Origin of the sequence: Jeotgalibacillus sp. R-1-5s-1, from assembly GCF_004405105.1 — a bacterium.
In the GTDB taxonomy this organism is placed as follows: Bacteria; Bacillota; Bacilli; order Bacillales; family Jeotgalibacillaceae; genus Jeotgalibacillus.
The window spans coordinates 42,769-60,794 of record NZ_SORW01000053.1 but is presented as its reverse complement, the minus strand read 5'-3'; the positions used below and the strand labels follow the sequence as shown (position 1 = coordinate 60,794).

15 protein-coding genes are annotated in these 18,026 nt (G+C 44.8%); 14 read left to right on the top strand and 1 reads right to left on the bottom strand.

Annotation, left to right across the window (positions count from 1 at the left end; translation table 11 throughout):
• The 8 genes from E2491_RS15715 to E2491_RS15680 all read left to right on the top strand — a co-directional run bounded on the left by E2491_RS15715 (position 1) and on the right by E2491_RS15680 (position 9,917).
• A complete protein-coding gene (locus E2491_RS15715) occupies positions 1-882 on the top strand; it encodes a polyprenyl synthetase family protein (protein WP_134376577.1) in 882 nt (293 codons plus the stop codon).
• A gap of 477 nt (positions 883-1,359) precedes the next feature.
• The gene (gene dxs, locus E2491_RS15710) at positions 1,360-3,252 is read left to right on the top strand and encodes a 1-deoxy-D-xylulose-5-phosphate synthase (protein WP_134376872.1); all 1,893 of its coding nucleotides are present in this window, start codon (positions 1,360-1,362) and stop codon (positions 3,250-3,252) included.
• Between the two features lie 4 nt (positions 3,253-3,256).
• Positions 3,257-4,096: a TlyA family RNA methyltransferase gene (locus E2491_RS15705; RefSeq protein ID WP_134376576.1), complete on the top strand. Its 840-nt coding sequence runs from the start codon at positions 3,257-3,259 to the stop codon at positions 4,094-4,096.
• A 643-nt stretch (positions 4,097-4,739) separates the two neighbouring features.
• A complete protein-coding gene (gene ahrC / locus E2491_RS15700) occupies positions 4,740-5,189 on the top strand; it encodes a transcriptional regulator AhrC/ArgR (RefSeq protein WP_134376870.1) in 450 nt (149 codons plus the stop codon).
• 17 nt (positions 5,190-5,206) lie between these two features.
• Positions 5,207-6,895, top strand: a complete 1,689-nt coding sequence (recN, locus tag E2491_RS15695) for a DNA repair protein RecN (RefSeq protein ID WP_134376575.1) — start codon at positions 5,207-5,209, stop codon at positions 6,893-6,895.
• A 106-nt stretch (positions 6,896-7,001) separates the two neighbouring features.
• Positions 7,002-8,018: a SpoIVB peptidase gene (gene spoIVB, locus E2491_RS15690; protein WP_166805911.1), complete on the top strand. Its 1,017-nt coding sequence runs from the start codon at positions 7,002-7,004 to the stop codon at positions 8,016-8,018.
• Between the two features lie 274 nt (positions 8,019-8,292).
• On the top strand, positions 8,293-9,078 hold the full coding sequence (gene spo0A, locus E2491_RS15685) for a sporulation transcription factor Spo0A (RefSeq protein WP_134376573.1): 786 nt from the start codon (positions 8,293-8,295) through the stop codon (positions 9,076-9,078).
• Positions 9,079-9,197: 119 nt separating this feature from the next.
• A complete protein-coding gene (locus E2491_RS15680) occupies positions 9,198-9,917 on the top strand; it encodes a glycerophosphodiester phosphodiesterase (protein WP_134376572.1) in 720 nt (239 codons plus the stop codon).
• Positions 9,918-9,973: 56 nt separating this feature from the next.
• Here the strand turns inward: E2491_RS15680 and E2491_RS15675 are convergent, their stop codons facing one another.
• Positions 9,974-10,222: a DUF2627 domain-containing protein gene (locus E2491_RS15675; protein ID WP_134376571.1), complete on the bottom strand. Its 249-nt coding sequence runs from the start codon at positions 10,220-10,222 to the stop codon at positions 9,974-9,976.
• 132 nt (positions 10,223-10,354) lie between these two features.
• Here E2491_RS15675 and E2491_RS15670 point away from each other — a divergent pair, with 132 nt between their 5' ends.
• From E2491_RS15670 to E2491_RS15645, 6 genes are read left to right on the top strand one after another with little or no spacing between them, the layout of a single operon-like run.
• Positions 10,355-12,370, top strand: coding sequence for a sigma 54-interacting transcriptional regulator (locus tag E2491_RS15670; RefSeq protein ID WP_134376570.1), 2,016 nt, complete (start codon positions 10,355-10,357; stop codon positions 12,368-12,370).
• 4 nt (positions 12,371-12,374) lie between these two features.
• Positions 12,375-13,277 carry a phosphate butyryltransferase gene (yqiS, locus tag E2491_RS15665; RefSeq protein WP_134376868.1) on the top strand — a complete coding sequence of 301 codons (903 nt, stop codon included), beginning with the start codon at positions 12,375-12,377 and terminating at the stop codon, positions 13,275-13,277.
• 20 nt (positions 13,278-13,297) lie between these two features.
• Positions 13,298-14,392 carry a branched-chain amino acid dehydrogenase gene (gene bcd, locus E2491_RS15660; RefSeq protein WP_134376569.1) on the top strand — a complete coding sequence of 365 codons (1,095 nt, stop codon included), beginning with the start codon at positions 13,298-13,300 and terminating at the stop codon, positions 14,390-14,392.
• Positions 14,393-14,424: 32 nt separating this feature from the next.
• Positions 14,425-15,561, top strand: coding sequence for a butyrate kinase (gene buk, locus E2491_RS15655; protein WP_371414500.1), 1,137 nt, complete (start codon positions 14,425-14,427; stop codon positions 15,559-15,561).
• A gap of 14 nt (positions 15,562-15,575) precedes the next feature.
• Positions 15,576-16,997 (top strand): dihydrolipoyl dehydrogenase, encoded by a 1,422-nt coding sequence (gene lpdA, locus E2491_RS15650; protein ID WP_134376568.1) that lies wholly within the window; start codon positions 15,576-15,578, stop codon positions 16,995-16,997.
• Positions 16,998-17,020: 23 nt separating this feature from the next.
• The gene (locus tag E2491_RS15645) at positions 17,021-18,019 is read left to right on the top strand and encodes a thiamine pyrophosphate-dependent dehydrogenase E1 component subunit alpha (protein ID WP_134376567.1); all 999 of its coding nucleotides are present in this window, start codon (positions 17,021-17,023) and stop codon (positions 18,017-18,019) included.
• Positions 18,020-18,026 lie beyond the last annotated feature (7 nt).

The following is an 18,026-nucleotide window of genomic DNA, read 5'->3' as shown; positions in this document are numbered from 1 at the left end:
ATGAACCGATTGTCAGAATTCATGACTGAAAATAAAATAAAAGTGGAGCAGGTTTTATTAAATGCCATTACATCATTGGAATGTCCGGAAAAACTTCAGGAAGCCATGATTTATTCAGTGAAAGCAGGGGGTAAAAGAATCCGCCCGCTGCTTGTGATGGCAACAGCACAGTCATTTGACCGGAATCCGGATCGTGCACTTGAAGCAGGCGCAGCCCTTGAAATGATACATACGTATTCATTAATTCATGATGACCTGCCGAGCATGGATGATGACGATCTGAGGCGCGGTCAGCCGACCAATCATAAAGTATTTGGTGAAGCATTTGCAATTTTAGCCGGAGATGCACTGCTTACACTAAGCTTTGGTCTCATTGCCGATTCCATAAACTTTACCTCTGAAGAAAAAGTAAAGCTGATCGGATTACTCGCCAAAGCTTCTGGAGCAGAGGGAATGGTTGGTGGACAGGCAGCTGATATCGAGGGTGAGGAAGCTGATCTGACCATTAAAGAGCTTGAATCCATTCATATCCGTAAAACTGGCAGGCTCTTGGAATACGCGGTAAAAGCAGGGGGCATCATAAGTGGTCTGGATGACAGAGACCTGAACCTCCTCGGGGATTACGCGAAACATATCGGGCTCGCTTTTCAGATAAGGGACGACATACTGGATGTGGAAGGCGATCAAAATGAGATTGGCAAACCGGTCGGCAGTGATGAGGCGAATAAAAAAAGCACGTACCCGGCTCTGCTAGGTATGGATGAAGCAAAACGAAAACTGCAATATCATATAGAAAAAGCTCATGAATCGCTGCAGAAGATCCATCCTGAACCTGTCTTACTTGCAGACATCGCAGACCTGATCGCTTCCCGTACGAGCTGATTGTGCATTGAGACAATCTGAAACAGGGTATGATATACTTACCTACAGTGATATACCGGCAATAAGGATCAATACTTATACGTTTTGGACGCTTAACATAGACATGACATCATCAGAATGATCAACATAAGTAACCTTAAATAGTATCTTTATAGCCGTTATCACACGTGTGCTGGCGGCTATTTTTTCTTTACATGGGCATTTTACATAAAAAGAGATTACATGGATGAAATGGTATAATTATGTTCTAAGTGTCTGGAACTTATAGCGATATTTGATGGACTTTTCCACCTTAAAACATTTTCCAACCCAACAAACCCGACAATTTGTTGAGTAAAATCCGGACATTGTTATAATTGAAATACAAAGAAAACGAAAAAAACAATTTATTGACATGAACCTGTTATCTGATGCCTGAAAAATGAAGAGAATAAGGTAATGGAAAACGGGACCCTTTCAGGAAAGAGAGTGATCCATATGGACGTAACAAAAATTAAGGATCCGGCGTTTTTAAAAGACTTATCAAAAGAAGAGCTGATTGAATTAAGTCAGGATATCCGGGATTTTCTGATTGAAAACCTCTCCGCTACAGGAGGACATATCGGCCCTAACCTTGGAGTCGTTGAACTGACTCTTGCGCTTCATAAGCATTTTGACAGCCCGAAGGATAAATTTTTATGGGATGTCGGGCATCAGTCTTATGTGCACAAGATCTTGACGGGCAGAGGCGATCAATTTGATACGCTTCGCCAGTTCAAGGGATTATGCGGATTTCCGAAGATGAACGAGAGTGAACACGATGTGTGGGAAACAGGACATAGTTCAACCTCCCTTTCTGCCGCCATGGGAATGGCTATTGCCCGGGACATTAAGGGCGATTCAAATTATGTTGTCCCGATCATTGGCGACGGTGCATTAACAGGGGGAATGGCGCTAGAGGCGCTTAATCATATCGGCCACGAAAAGAAAGACATGATTGTGATTCTTAACGATAATGAAATGTCTATTGCCCCGAATGTAGGCGCGCTCCACAGTGTACTTGGACGTATGAGAACTGCAGGGAAATATAATAAAGCAAAAGATGATCTTGAGTATATCCTTAAAAAAATTCCGGCGGTTGGCGGAAAGCTTGCCACAACTGCTGAGCGGGTGAAGGACAGTCTGAAGTATCTGCTTGTATCCGGAATGTTTTTCGAGGAGCTTGGTTTTACCTACCTTGGACCGGTAGACGGCCATAATTTTGATGAGCTTGATGAAAATATCAAATATGCGAAGAAAACGAAGGGACCTGTTCTCCTTCACGTGGTCACTAAGAAAGGGAAAGGTTTCCAACCTGCTGAAACAGATAAAGTCGGAACATGGCACGGTACCGGACCGTACAAAATCGACACTGGTGACCTGATTAAATCCGCTGTCAAGGGCCCTGCATGGAGCGCGCTCGTAAGTGAAACGGTAAGAAAATCTGCACGTACAGATGAACGGATTGTCGCCATCACACCGGCAATGCCTGTCGGCTCAAAGCTTGAAGGGTTTGCAAGTGAGTTTCCGGATCGTATGTTTGATGTGGGGATTGCAGAGCAGCATGCAACGACACTCGCAGCCGGACTCGCGACCCAGAAAATGAAACCTTTCCTTGCGATTTATTCAACCTTCCTGCAGAGAGCTTACGATCAGGTCGTGCATGATATTTGCAGACAGAACCTGAACGTCTTTATCGGTATTGATCGTGCCGGTCTCGTAGGGGCTGACGGTGAAACGCATCAAGGTGTATTTGATATTGCTTTCCTGCGCAGCCTGCCAAATATGGTTGTCATGATGCCGAAGGATGAAAATGAAGGACAGCATATGGTTCACACGGCATTAACCTATGACGACGGCCCGATTGCCATGCGTTACCCACGCGGGAACGGATCAGGTGTTGAAATGGATGAAGAACTTTCCGCTTTGCCGATCGGTTCATGGGAAGTGCTGAGAGAAGGCGCGGATGCGGCGATCCTGACATTTGGAACTACAATTCCGATGGCTTTAAATGCAGCTGAAAAGCTTGCGAAGTCAGGACTGTCAGTCAAAGTTGTCAACGCGCGGTTTATTAAACCGCTTGATGAAGCGATGATGATGGACCTTCTGAAGCTGAACATGCCACTGCTGACAATAGAAGAAGCAGTGCTTCAGGGTGGTTTTGGAAGTGCGGTATTAGAGTTTGCCCATGATGCGGGATTTGGACATGCTTCGATTGAACGTATGGGGATTCCTGATCAGTTTATTGAGCATGGCAGTGTTGGTAAACTGCTTGAAGAAATTAATTTAACGGAGAGCCGTGCGGTTGAACTGATTCAGTCCATGGTTCCAGCTAAAGAAAAAAGGGCGTAAGTGAATGAAGGTTAAAAAGCAGCGTATTGATATCCTCCTTGTAGAACAGGGACTGGCTGAAACGCGGGAAAAAGCGAAGAGAGCCATAATGGCCGGCCTTGTGTATGCAAATGAAGAAAGGCTTGATAAACCGGGAGAAAAAATCCCTGAGGATACGGTATTATCGGTTAAAGGAAAAGTAATGCCGTATGTGAGCCGTGGAGGGTTAAAGCTAGAAAAAGCACTACAGGAATTTGATATAGAAATTGAAGGTAAAACGATGATTGACGTCGGGTCATCAACCGGCGGATTCACAGACTGTGCGCTTCAAAAAGGAGCTGCCATGTCTTATGCCGTTGATGTAGGCTACAACCAGCTGGCATGGAAACTGAGACAGGATGACAGAGTGGAAGTCATGGAAAGAACCAACTTCCGCTATCTGACACCCGAAGATCTAAAAAAAGGGATTCCGGATTTCTCATCCATTGATGTATCCTTTATCTCTCTGAAAATTATCCTTCCTGTTCTCAGAACACTGCTCAAGCCGGGCAGTGATGTCATTGCACTCGTAAAACCGCAATTCGAAGCGGGGCGCGATCAGGTAGGTAAAAAAGGTATTGTTCGCGAAGCATCCATTCATAAAGAAGTGCTTCACAACATGATCCGGTTTGCACTTGCTGAAGGTTTTGACGTTGTGAATGGATCCTACTCACCTATCACCGGCGGAGACGGAAATATCGAATTCCTGCTCCACCTCAAAACATCAGAGAATCAGCCCGGCCAAATGAACGAAACCGTCCAGGCTGACGCAATCGTCGAAGAAGCACACACAAATTTTAAAAAAGCCAAAAAGGAAAACAGCTGACACCACAGCTGTTTTCTTTTTATTAAAAAGTCACCTGTCATCAATAAAATAAAGCAATAGCGGATCAAACTCCCCATCTCACTTCTAAGAATTTAAATCTTTAGAGCTGAGCGAGTTGATCTACCCAAAGGGCTTGGCTTACATGAAAACTCTCTACGCAGAGAAGCGACAGGTGAGACAGCGTAGCGCGGAGCGCAAGCTGGCTCACCGCGCGGCCTTAGAAAAGCGGAGGCGACTCGTCCAGCCCCGACAAGCATAAGGCGAAGATGAAAAGAGGGCTGATCTTCGCCCTCGTTCAGCTTTGACTTATGACCTCGAGGGGCTAGTCGCCGCAGCTAGACACCAAGAAAAGTGGAGGTGACTCGTCCAGCCCCGACAAGCATAAGGCGAAGATGAAAAGAGGGCTGATCTTCGCCCTCGTTCAGCTTTGACTTATGACCTCGAGGGGCTAGTCGCCGCAGCTAGACAATGAGCGAAGGGTGAGTCCAGACCGGTTTTACATCAGTATTCCCCTAAAATACTACATAATCCATTCAAAACTTCCACAATTCCCCCAGCCCATTTATGTACAAATCAATACGAATACGATACTATAAGTGTATAATTAAGTATAAATATTCATACAGACGGAGTGAACAACATGATCAACAAAGGACAGCGTCATATCAAAATCAGAGAAATCATTGTCAATAACGACATCGAAACCCAGGACGAGCTTGTCGATGAGCTCAAAAATGCAGGATTTCCAGTTACGCAGGCTACCATCTCACGTGACATCAAAGAACTGCATCTCGTAAAGGTGCCGATGATGGACGGACGATACAAATACAGTCTGCCTGCTGACCAGCGCTTTAATCCGCTTCAGAAATTAAAGCGTACACTGACTGATGCCTTCGTAAGAATCGATGGGGCCGGTCATCTGCTTGTGATGAAAACACTGCCGGGTAACGCTAATGCCATTGGGGCTTTAATTGACAACCTTGACTGGGAAGAAATTTTAGGGACAATTTGTGGAGATGATACGTGCCTGATTATCTGCCGCACTGAGGATGAATCAAAAGTGATTTCCCAGCGTTTTCTTGATATGCTCTAAAATAGAGGTGATTTGGAATGCTTCAAGACTTATCGATAAGGAATTTTGCGATTATTGAAGAGTTGTCACTTTCTTTTGAAGAAGGGTTGACAGTATTAACAGGTGAAACCGGAGCGGGTAAATCCATTATTATTGATGCTATCCAGCTGCTTGCAGGAGGCAGGGGATCCGCAGAATTTGTTCGCCATGGTGAAAAAAAAGCTGAGATTGAAGGGGTATTTACCGTACCAACTGCACATCCTGTTTATGAAAGATGCGAACAATTCGGCATCGAAATTGAAGATGACATGATCTTACTGAAAAGAGACATCTCTGTCAGCGGTAAAAGTGCATGCAGAATTAACGGGAAGCTTGTCACGATTGCCATCCTTAGGGAAGTTGGCTCGGCTTTAATTGATATTCACGGCCAGCACGAGAGCCAGGAGCTGATGGACGAACAATTACATATTCATTTGCTTGACCAGTTTGGCGGCAGTGACATTTCAGCTGCGCGTTCAAATTACAGTGAAGTATACAGGCTATACGATGATTTAAGAAAGCAGATACGATCACTTTCTGAAAATGATCAGCAGATGGCGCACCGTCTGGATCTGATCCAGTTTCAATATCAGGAAATAGAAAAAGCGAACCTGACCATAAATGAAGACGAAGAACTGCTCGAGGAAAAAACAAAGTTATCCAATTTCGAAAGACTTTTTGATTCTCTGCAGACTGCTTATAATGCGCTTCAGGGTGAACAGAAGGGACTCGACTGGGTAGGGCTCGCAATGTCTAACCTTGAACAGGCCGGTGATATTGATCAGGACATTCAGGGAGTAAGCGAAGCTGTCAGCAGTCAGTTTTATATGCTTGAGGATGCAGCGCGGACGATCCGTCAACAGCTTGATAATCTGGAATATGATCCTGAACGGCTTCAGATTATTGAAGAGCGACTGAACGAAATTAATCAGCTGAAAAGAAAATATGGATCATCTATTGAAGAGATCATGGAATATTATTCGGCTATTGAAGAGGAAATTGAATCGATCTTGAACCGCGACTCTTCATTAGAGGAGCTTCAGAAAAAGCTGCATTCAGCAGAAAAAGATCTTCAGCTTGAAGGGGAAAACCTGACAAGGCTCCGCAAGAAATGGTCAGAACAGCTGACAAAAGAAATTCATTCTGAATTAAAAGCCCTTTATATGGATAAAGCTGTATTTGAAGTTCGGTTTGCCGAGTCGGGGAATTTTCGTCAGGATGGGATGGACCAGATTGAATTTTACATCTCAACCAATCCAGGTGAGCCGCTGAAACCGTTAATCAAAGTTGCTTCCGGCGGAGAAATTTCACGGATGATGCTTGCTTTGAAAACGATCTTCTCACAGCATCAGGGAATCACATCTATCATATTTGATGAGGTTGACACCGGCGTGAGTGGACGGGTGGCACAGGCGATTGCAGAAAAAATTTACTCAATATCCACCCATTCGCAGGTAATGTGTATTTCGCATCTGCCTCAGGTGGCTGCCATAAGTGACCGTCACCTGTTCATATCAAAGGAAATTAAAAATGACCGCACGACCACACATGTCCTGCCGCTTGAAAAGCAGGAGAGGGTGAGAGAAATCAGCAGAATGATTTCAGGTGTTGAAATTACTGATTTAACAATCAGTCACGCAGAAGAACTGCTTGATCTTGCTCATTCAATAAAAAAATCAACTGTATAGACGTATAGTTAAAGCCATCCAATTACGGGTGGCTTTTTTATGTTCATGGCGTTATAATCCGATATCGTTTCGCTCACATTAAGATAGAACGATGAAGGGAGGGAAGATGATGAAAAAGCTGGTTCTTGTCTGTTGTATCTTGTTTATTATTCCGTTTTCGAGTCTTGCCTATGCAGTCGAATTAATTCCGGGTGGTCATTCAATTGGGATTACGATGCACGCAGACGGCGTCATTGTTGCGGGCTTTCACCCGGTAACTGCCGGTGAGAGCAGTGGGTCGCCAGCTGAGGAAGCGGGGATTCAGGTTGGGGACAGAATCAGCAAAATTGAACAGCAGAAGGTGAAAAACGCCGGGGATGTCAATCGTGTTCTTGCCGGGGTGAAGCCGGATCAACAGCAACTTCAGGTTGAGGTTATCCGTGCAAAGAAACCGGTTGTAAAAACCGTACCGGTCGTGCTGGGTAAAAACAATAAAGCGCAGCTTGGCCTCTATATCAGAAATGAAACGCAGGGAGTTGGCACAATCACCTATATTAATCCTTCGACACTCGGTTTTGGGGCGCTTGGACATATTGTGACGGATATGCATACAAGAAAACCGGTTGAGATGGCTGATGGAACCATTTTAAATGCAAAGATCGAGTCGGTTCAAAAAAGCAGTGCGGGTAAACCAGGCGGAAAGATCGCTCTATTTTCTTCGGAAGAAAAAGCAATAGGGGAAATAAGGGAGAATGTTAATACCGGCATTTACGGAAATGTATATGAAGCGATCCGTAATCCGCTGTTTGATCAACCACTGGATACCGCGTCAAAAAATGAGATACAACCTGGGAAGGCAGAAATCCTGACGGTCATTAAAAATCATCAGATTGAAGCTTTTGAGATCGAAATTGTTCATCTTGATGCAGAAATCCCAGGGGGCGGCAGGGGAATGATGATTAAGGTGACGGATCAAAGGCTGCTTGATGAAACGGGTGGCATTATACAGGGGATGAGCGGAAGTCCGGTCATTCAAAACGATAAAATCGCTGGTGCAGTGTCACATGTGCTCATCCATGATCCTCATTCCGGTTATGCTCTATTTATAGATGATATGCTGAAGAGTGAAGAAAAAGTTTCCTGATCATGATCGTAAGCCCTGTCCAAACAGTCAGACAGGGCTGATTTTTAATAAATCAGGAGGAGGGGTGGTATTTTTTTCAAAAGGATGTTACACTACATAAAAGTAATTCGACAATATGTTTAATTATGTTGAAATATATCGAAAAATAAAGTTTCTTAAAGGATTTTGGAGAAAACCCCTATTTTTATGAAAAATATTATAAGATAAAAAAGGGGATTAACAATTAGTGTCGAACCCTTATTCAAAGGCAATTTAATTTGAGGAGGAATTTTGGGTGGAGAAAATCAAGGTTTGCATTATTGATGACAATCGGGAACTTGTATCAACGCTTGAACAGTTTATTTCAGAGCAGCCGGATATGGAGGTTGCAGCTACTGCCTATAACGGTCAGGAGTTTCTTGACCTGATCGAAACAACGGATGCCGATGTGTGTCTGTTGGATATTATCATGCCACACATTGACGGACTAAATGCTCTGCAGAGACTGAAGGAAATGGACCTGGATAAACAACCAAACGTGATCATGCTGACTGCTTTTGGTCAGGAAGATGTCACAACGAAAGCGGTTGAGCTGGGTGCCTCTTATTTTATCCTGAAGCCTTTTGATATGGAAAATCTTGTTCAGACAATCAGACAGGTTCAGGGTAAAAAGAATCCACTATCGCGATCGAACTCTTCAAAGCCCGTTAAATCGCCTCAAAGAAAACCAAATCTGGACGCAAGTATTACAGGTGTGATTCATGAAATTGGTGTGCCTGCTCACATTAAGGGTTACATGTACTTAAGAGAAGCCATTTCAATGGTGTATCATGATATTGAATTGCTTGGCTCCATCACAAAAATTCTGTATCCTGATATTGCGAAAAAATACAATACAACATCATCCCGCGTGGAGCGTGCCATCCGTCACGCGATTGAAGTAGCCTGGAACCGCGGCAATGTTGAAGCGATTTCAAATCTTTTCGGCTACACCGTTTCCGCAGTGAAATCAAAGCCAACCAATTCAGAATTCATTGCGATGGTGGCTGATAAGCTGAGACTAGAGCATAAAGCAAGCTGAATACGAACAAGTCGTTAGTCAATGGGCTGCGGCTTGTTTTTTTATGCCTGTAAGCAGCTAAAGACGCGTATATTGTAAATTTGCGGGGAATACAGTTACTAACGGAAGGGGGATACTTTATGTCTCAAATTATTGCTCATCGCGGGGATTCCGGACATTACCCGGAAAATACAATGAAGGCGTTTAAAAAAGCGGTTGTTGCCGGGTGTGATGCGATTGAACTTGATGTTCAGCGGTCTAAGGATGGAGAGCTGGTTGTCATTCATGATGAAACCGTTAACAGGACAACTGATGGAACAGGATATGTAAAAGACCTCACTTTAAAAGAATTAAGACAGTTGAAAATAAAAAAGAGCCGATTCTTAAGAACGGAAAAAATACCTATGCTTGATGAGGTGCTTCACTGGCTGCAAAATGAAGCGATTATGTGCCATATTGAATTGAAAAACGATAAAGTACGCTATGAGGGAATGGAAAAAGAGATTTTGCAAAAAGTTGCAGAGTTTAAATTAGATAACAGAATTGTGTATTCCTCCTTCAACCTCGACAGTGTCACAACGCTGAAAAAGCTGGATTCCCCATCTGAAGTCGCCTTTATTTACAATAAAAAAGGAGTGAATCCGCTGTTGCTTCAGCAGACGATCGGAGCAGATGCCATTCATGCCAATTACCGGGTGATGACTGAGCAGTTAATGCGCGATTGCCAGCGACACGGTTTCCCTGTCAGGTTGTACACGCTGAATCAGGTATCCCTTATTCAAAAGTGGATGGATGCTGGCCTTTCTGGTGTGATTACTGATTTTCCGGGCAGGGCACTTCAGTTGAAGAAAGAGAAATGAATTGACTGCGAAACTAAAAGAGCCTGTCTCAGAGAATGCTGAGACAGGCTCTTTTACTATGGGCGTTTATTTTCTTTTTGAAACCGTTTTTGCACTTTATTGTTTTTGCGATCCCGGTGCAGGAGGAAGCCTCCGATAAAACCGATTCCGATGATGAACATAATAAGACCTGCAACAAACTGCAGCCACAGGGCAGGCATCCATGAAGCCTGAATACCGAAAAACATATCCCGCATCAGCTTAATGCCGTAAGCCGCGATAACGCCGGGGATTAACAGGACGATTAATGCTGCGATTCTTGCCATACAATTACTCCTTAGAACATGGTTATGCTATGACTATGCTCTGTAGAAAAAAGATTGTCAAGGAAAAGGCTTTCATGTACAATGAAGAAGGTTGCAAGAAGTTGCGTTATCGAACAGAAGGGATGAAATAAATTGCAAAAAGTGCTGATCGTCGGAGCTGGTCAGGGAGGGGAAGCCCTGCTGCAGGTAATGGCAGAAAGTGATGCGTTTCAAGTGTATGCAGTTGTTGACCGGAATAACCAGGCACCAGGGCTTGAACTGGCACGTGCAATGGATATACAGACCGGAAGTGACTGGCGTAATTATTTAACAGATCAAACAGATATTATTATAGATGTAACAGGGGATCATCAAACCTTTATTGATTTGAGGGCAGCAAGATCCCAGAACACAGTACTTATACCAGGAAGTGTAGCATCACTCGTTTATCAGCTGTTGACTGAAAAAGAATCGCTTATCCGTCATCTGGAACACGATTCCTACATAAGAGAGCTTGTGATGAACTCAACCCATGATGGGATGATCGGTATTGATAAGGATCACCGGATTATCCTGTTTAACGACCGGGCTTCTGAGATGGTCGGGATTGACAGGGAAAAAGCGATGCACCAGTCCATTTATCAGGTTGTGCCGCTGAGTGGTCTTCCAAGAATTATTGAAACAGGTCGGACGGAAAGTCATCAGGAGCTTGTCCTTGATAATGGTGCGAAGGTTGTCACAACCCGAATCCCGATGATCAACGATCAAGGGGAGATTATTGGGGCTTTTGCGGTTTTTAAAGATATCACTGAAGTTGTGGACCTTGCAGAGGAAATGACGAACCTGAAAGAAATTCAGATGATGCTTGAGGCGATCATCCAATCGAGTGATGATGCGATCTCGGTGGTAGACGAGCACGGAAGAGGTTTACTCATCAATCCCGCCTACACCAGGCTCACTGGTCTTTCTGAAAGTGAAGTTATTAATCAGCCTGCAACGACTGATATCTTTGAAGGCGAAAGTATGCACATGAAGGTATTGAAGACGAGGCGGCCGGTTCGAGGGGTCAAGATGATTGTCGGCCCGAATAAAAAAGAAGTGGCGGTAAACGTTGCCCCTATTATCGTAAATGGTCAGCTCAAAGGAAGTGTCGGGGTCATTCATGACATGTCTGAAATTCAGGAGCTGTCTTCTGAGCTTGACCGCGCTAGAAGGATCATCCGTTCACTAGAAGCAAAATACACGTTTGAAGATATTATCGGCCGGTCCGATGAAATGATGCTGGTTACTGAACAGGCAAAGGTCGCAGCAAAAACGAATACGACTGTTTTAATCAGAGGGGAATCGGGCAGCGGGAAGGAGCTTTTCGCGCATGCTATTCACAATGCAAGTGACAGAAAGTATAAGTCGTTTGTCAGGGTTAATTGCGGGTCGATGCCTGCTGCCTACCTGATGGAAGCACTGTTTGGCAGGGAAACCTCAGAAGGATTCTTTGAACAGGCTGGAGAAGGAACGGTTTTCCTTGATGAAATTGGAGAACTGAGCCTTGAGGCGCAGAGGATGCTGCTATCCGTGCTGGAGTCGAAAACGATCAGGCGTCTTGGAACGACCGGTGAAGTGCCGCTAAAGGCGAGAGTCATCACCGCTTCCAATTTCAATCTGGAACGTGCCATCGGGGACGGGAGATTTCTGGAGGAATTGTATTATCACCTATCGAGGCTGACACTTCAACTTCCGCCGCTCCGTTCTCATAAAATGGATATTCCTTCTATATCAGACAGGCTGATTCAGAAGCTTAATCAGTCATACGGAAGACATGTTAAAGGGATTTCAGCCCAGGCGCTAAGACAGCTTTACGAGCACAGTTGGCCGGGTAATATACGGGAACTTGAAAACGTTCTGAGCCGTGCCATGATATTTATGGACCAGAAGGATGACATGATAGAACCAAAACATCTGATTCCTCTTCATCCTTCCGAGGAGCCTGAAGAAGAGCTGAGTGGATCACTGGCGGATCAACTTGAAAGGGTTGAAAAAGAGATTATCCGATCCACATTAAAAAAACATAAAGGCAATAAAACTGCCGCTGCAAAAGATCTTGATATTTCAATACGGAATCTCTACTACAAAATTGAGAAATATCAGGTTGAGAGTGAAAGGAGCAGTTGATTTGATTACATTTAAAGAAATTTTAGCAAAAGCGGAAGCGGCTGCAGATGTGACCGTTGCTGTTGCTTCAGCCGAAGATCACGAGGTGTTAAAAGCGGTCGATATGGCCCTTTCCATGAACCTGGGGAGATTTATCCTGACAGGGGATGAGATGAAAATAAATGAATTAATCGCCTCTCATTTTCCTCATCTCCTTGAGCATGCTGATATAGTTATCAGAAATGCGGATTCATCTGCATCAGCTGCCTTATCAGCTGTAAAAGCAGTCAGTGACGGAGAAGCGTCCGTTCTCATGAAGGGTCATATCGATACTGCTTCCCTTTTGAAAGCAGTATTGAATAAAGAAGTCGGGCTCAGAACAGGAAACGTTTTGTCTCACGTTGCTTTGTTTGAAGTGCCTGCTATTGGCAGAAGCATTTTCGTGACGGATGCGGCAATGAATGTCGCACCGGATCTTCAGCAGAAAAAGCAGATTTTAGAAAATGCCGTGAAAGTTGCGCATGGCATCGGGTTGTCGAATCCGGCTGTAGCGCCATTGGCAGCTGTCGAGGTTGTGAATCCTGCTATGCAGGCGACACTTGATGCGGCGGCTCTGACGCAAATGAACCGCCGCGGTCAAATCAAAGGCTGTCAGGTGGATGGTCCGCTGGCATTAGATAACGCTGTGTCGAAAGAGGCTGCCGGGCATAAAGGAATTGAGGGACCGGTTGCCGGACAAGCTGACATTCTGCTTGTTCCGAATATCGAGTCCGGAAACATTTTATATAAATCTCTGATGTATTTCGGGCAGAGTAAGGTCGGAGCAGTGATTGCCGGTGCAAAAGCGCCTGTTGTGCTGACTTCAAGAGCAGATACAGCAGACAGCAAGCTTCATTCACTCGCACTTGCGATTTGTACAACACATTAATTGATCAGGGGGAAATAAAAATGGAAATTTTTACTTATATGGAGAAATATGATTACGAGCAGCTGGTTTTCTGCCAGGATGAGAGCTCAGGATTAAAAGCCATTATTGCCATTCATGATACAACACTTGGACCAGCACTTGGCGGAACGAGAATGTGGACGTATGACTCCGAGGCAGATGCGATTGAAGATGCACTTCGTCTGGCAAAAGGAATGACTTACAAAAATGCTGCGGCAGGATTAAATCTTGGTGGAGGAAAAACGGTGATTATCGGGGATCCTTTAAAAGATAAAAACGAGGAAATGTTCCGTGCATTCGGCCGTTATATTCAGGGACTTGCCGGAAGATATATCACAGCGGAGGATGTAGGTACAACCGTAAAGGATATGGACCTCATTCATGAAGAAACAGATTATGTAACGGGGATCTCACCTGCGTTCGGTTCTTCAGGTAACCCTTCACCAGTAACTGCTTACGGCGTTTACAGAGGAATTAAGGCAGCAGCAAATGAAGCATACGGCAGTGACTCTCTTGAAGGCAAGACGATTGCTGTTCAGGGTGTTGGAAACGTTGCGTTTACGCTTTGCCGTCACCTTCACGAAGAAGGCGCGAAGCTGATTGTGACTGATATTAATAAAGAAGCGGTACAGCGTGCAGTTGATGAGTTTGGTGCAACGGCGGTTGAGCCGAACGAGATTTATGGTGTTGACTGTGATATTTTTGCACCATGCGCACTCGGTGCGGTCATCAATGATCAGACACTTGAGGTGTTAAAGGCAGATGTGATTGCAGGTGCTGCCAACAACCAGCTGAAGGAAACGAAACACGGTGATATTCTTCACGAACGTGGAATCGTTTATGCGCCTGACTATGTAATTAATGCCGGTGGCGTGATCAACGTGGCCGATGAGCTTTACGGATATAACCGTGAGCGTGCGATGAAAAATGTAGAAAAAGTATATGATAATGTTGCGCGCGTATTTGAAATTGCCAAGCGTGACAATGTGCCAAGCTATCTTGCTGCTGACCGTATGGCGGAAGAGAGAATTGCCAAAATGGCGAAATCAAGAAGTCAGTTTCTCCGCAGCGAGCACAATATTTTAAGCAGAAGATAAGAATGAATAAAGCCGGTGCCCTTGATGATTCAATGGCACTGGTCTGTATTACTGGAGGGAAAAACGTGCAGGATCAAAACTACCGTATATTAGTAATCAACCCGGGTTCAACGTCAACGAAAATAGGTGTGTTTGACAGCGAAACAGCTATTCTTGAAAAAACGATTCGGCATGATTCAAGTGTGATAGACAGCTACAGTAAAATTATCGATCAGTATCAGTTCAGAAAGCAGACGATTCTTGAGGCGCTTGATGAAGAAGGGATGAATATTTCAAGACTTGATGCCGTGTGCGGACGCGGTGGTTTGTTGCGCCCGATCGAAGGCGGAACTTATTCAGTGAATGAAGCTATGCTTAAGGACTTGCGCAAAGGCTATTCCGGTCAGCATGCTTCCAATCTTGGCGGTATTATCGCCTATGAGATTGCACAGGGTCTTAACATACCATCCTTTATCGTGGATCCGGTTGTGGTAGATGAACTTTCAGATATCGCACGCGTTTCCGGATTTTCACTGATCGAACGAAAGAGTATTTTTCACGCGCTGAATCAAAAAGCTGTTGCCCGACGTGTAGCCAAAGAGATAGGGAAATCATATGAAGACTCTAACTTTATTGTCACGCACATGGGCGGGGGAATTACAGTTGGTGTTCATGAAAATGGACGGGTTGTTGATGTGAATAACGGACTGCACGGGGATGGACCATTCAGTCCGGAGCGGGCAGGAACCGTTCCGGCTGGAGATTTAGTGGAACTTTGTTTTTCAGGGGATTATTACCGTGAAGAGATCATGAAAATGCTTGTAGGTCAGGGTGGTCTAGTCGGTTATCTTGGCACGAATGATGCCGTCAAGGTGGAGCAGATGATCCAAAACGGTGATGAGAAAGCAAAAAAAGTATACGAAGCGATGGCTTATCAGGTGGCAAAGGAAATCGGTGCGGCTGCTGCAGCCATAAAAGGCAAAGCAGATGCCATCATTTTAACAGGGGGTCTTGCTTACGGAAAAGATTTTGTTGAACTGATCCGTGAGCGCATTGACTGGATTGCCGATGTCATCGTGCAGCCGGGTGAAAATGAACTTCAGGCTCTTGCAGAAGGAGCGCTCCGCGTGCTTCGTGAAGAAGAGACTGCGAAAGTATATCCATTAGGGAATGTTTCAGTAAAAAGCTGACAGGAGGAATTTTCATGGCAGAAGAATATGATCTCGTCATACTCGGCGGAGGAACAGGCGGATACGTTGCGGCGATCCGTGCCTCACAGCTTGGGTTAAAAACGGCAATCGTTGAGAAAGGAAAGCTTGGTGGAACATGTCTTCACAGAGGGTGTATTCCGAGTAAAGCACTTTTAAGAAGTGCAGAGGTATTTGCTACAGCAAAAAATGCTGCCGATTTTGGCGTTGATATTAAAGAGGCTGTATTAAATTTCACTAAAGTTCAGGAGCGCAAACAGGCGATCGTGGATCAGCTTCATAAAGGTGTTCAGCACCTGATGAAACAGGGTAAAATCGATGTTTTTGACGGCTTTGGACGAATTCTTGGACCATCCATTTTTTCCCCTATGCCGGGTACGATTTCAGTGGAAATGACGGACGGAACTGAAAATGAAATGCTGATTCCAAAAAACGTCATTGTCGCAACAGGTTCCAGACCGCGCTCATTGCCGGGCCTTGACATTGATGGCACGCATATCCTGAGCTCGGATGAGACGCTTGAGCTTGAAGCATTGCCTGCATCGATGATCATTGTTGGAGGTGGCGTGATCGGGATTGAATGGGCATCCATGATGGCTGATTTTGGCGTTGAAGTAACCGTTCTTGAGTATGCAGACCGTATTATCCCGACAGAGGATGCGGATGTATCGAAAGAAATGGAAAAGCTGCTGAAGAAAAAAGGAATCACCATTGTTACAGGTGCAAAAGTCGATGCGACAAGTGCCAAAAAGGGAGATGGTGTATCCATTTCAGCTGAAGTAAAAGGTGAAGCGGTTACGTATTCAGCTGAAAAAATTCTTGTGTCGGTTGGACGAAGTGCCAACACAGAAGGAATCGGTCTTGAAAATACTGAGATCCAGGTGGAAAACGGCTTTATTAAAGTGAACAACAAGCTTCAGACAAAGGAATCCCACATTTATGCGATTGGTGATGTCATTGGCGGTCTTCAGCTTGCGCACGTTGCCTCACATGAAGGTATTCACGCTGTTGAGCATATTGCAGGACTGGACGTATCACCTATCGACTACAGCCTTGTGTCAAAATGTATTTATTCAAGCCCTGAAGCAGCAAGTGTCGGTCTGACTGAACAGCAGGCGAAGGACGAGGGATACGACGTGAAGATCGGAAAATTCCCGTTTAAAGCAATCGGAAAAGCGCTTGTTTTCGGGAAATCTGACGGCTTTGTAAAAATCATTGCTGACAAAGCATCAAACGACATTTTAGGTGTCCATATGATCGGTCCTCACGTCACAGATATGATCTCTGAAGCAGGACTTGCGCGTGTGCTTGATGCCACACCATGGGAAGTCGGCCAGACGATACACCCGCATCCGACATTAAGTGAAGCGATCGGCGAAGCGGCCCTTGCAGTTGATGGAAAGGCTATTCATTCATAATGATGAATCAGGAGGTTGAAAACATGAGTAAAAATCGCCATGAAGAACTGGGTTTAACGAACGATGATGTACTGAAAATCTATGAAACGATGCTGCTTGCGAGAAGAATTGACGAGCGTATGTGGCTGTTAAACCGTTCAGGGAAAATTCCTTTTGTGATTTCATGTCAGGGACAGGAAGCGGCTCAGGTTGGAGCAGCATTTGCTCTTGATGTTGAAAAGGATTATGCACTTCCGTATTACCGTGACATGGGTGTTGTACTTCATTTTGGCATGACTGCACGTGAACTGATGCTTTCCGGATTTGCCAAGGCTGAAGATCCGAATTCAGGCGGCCGTCAGATGCCGGGTCACTTTGGCCATAAGGCAAAAAGAATTGTAACAGGTTCATCTCCGGTTACAACACAGGTTCCTCACGCTGTTGGACTTGCGCTTGCCGGGAAAATGGAGAAAAAAGATCTTGTGACATTCGTTACATTTGGTGAAGGTTCTTCCAATCAGGGAGATTTCCATGAGGGAGCTAACTTTGCAGGTGTTCATAAGCTGCCTGTTATTTTCATGTGTGAAAATAATAAGTACGCGATTTCCGTTCCGATTGAAAAGCAGCTGGCGTGTGAAAACGTATCGGACCGTGCGATCGGTTATGGGATGCCGGGTATTACGGTAGATGGCAATGATCCTCTTGAAGTGTACAAGGCAGTAAAGGAAGCGGCTGACCGCGGAAGAAGAGGAGAAGGTCCAACACTTGTTGAAACGGTTTCCTACCGTCTAACAGCTCACTCTTCAGATGATGATGACCGTGCTTACCGTTCTCCTGATGAAGTGGCAAAAGCGAAATCGCTGGATCCGATTATTACGTTTGGCGCTTACCTTAAGGAAAACGGTGTGATGGATGATGCGCTCGAAAAGGAAATCAATGACCGGATTATGAAAGAAGTCAACGAAGCGACTGAATATGCTGAAAAGGCTCCGTATGCAGATCCTGAATCAGCGCTGAAATACGTTTACGCAGAGCAAAATTAAAGGGGGA

Coding starts and splice junctions, on each gene's coding strand:
- E2491_RS15715 (WP_134376577.1), top strand. CDS start 1: ATGAACCGATTGTCAGAATTCATGACTGAAAATAAAATAAAAGTGGAG.
- dxs (WP_134376872.1), top strand. CDS start 1,360: ATGGACGTAACAAAAATTAAGGATCCGGCGTTTTTAAAAGACTTATCA.
- E2491_RS15705 (WP_134376576.1), top strand. CDS start 3,257: ATGAAGGTTAAAAAGCAGCGTATTGATATCCTCCTTGTAGAACAGGGA.
- recN (WP_134376575.1), top strand. CDS start 5,207: ATGCTTCAAGACTTATCGATAAGGAATTTTGCGATTATTGAAGAGTTG.
- spoIVB (WP_166805911.1), top strand. CDS start 7,002: ATGATGAAAAAGCTGGTTCTTGTCTGTTGTATCTTGTTTATTATTCCG.
- E2491_RS15680 (WP_134376572.1), top strand. CDS start 9,198: ATGTCTCAAATTATTGCTCATCGCGGGGATTCCGGACATTACCCGGAA.
- E2491_RS15675 (WP_134376571.1), bottom strand. CDS start 10,222: ATGGCAAGAATCGCAGCATTAATCGTCCTGTTAATCCCCGGCGTTATC.
- bcd (WP_134376569.1), top strand. CDS start 13,298: ATGGAAATTTTTACTTATATGGAGAAATATGATTACGAGCAGCTGGTT.
- buk (WP_371414500.1), top strand. CDS start 14,425: ATGGCACTGGTCTGTATTACTGGAGGGAAAAACGTGCAGGATCAAAAC.
- lpdA (WP_134376568.1), top strand. CDS start 15,576: ATGGCAGAAGAATATGATCTCGTCATACTCGGCGGAGGAACAGGCGGA.
- E2491_RS15645 (WP_134376567.1), top strand. CDS start 17,021: ATGAGTAAAAATCGCCATGAAGAACTGGGTTTAACGAACGATGATGTA.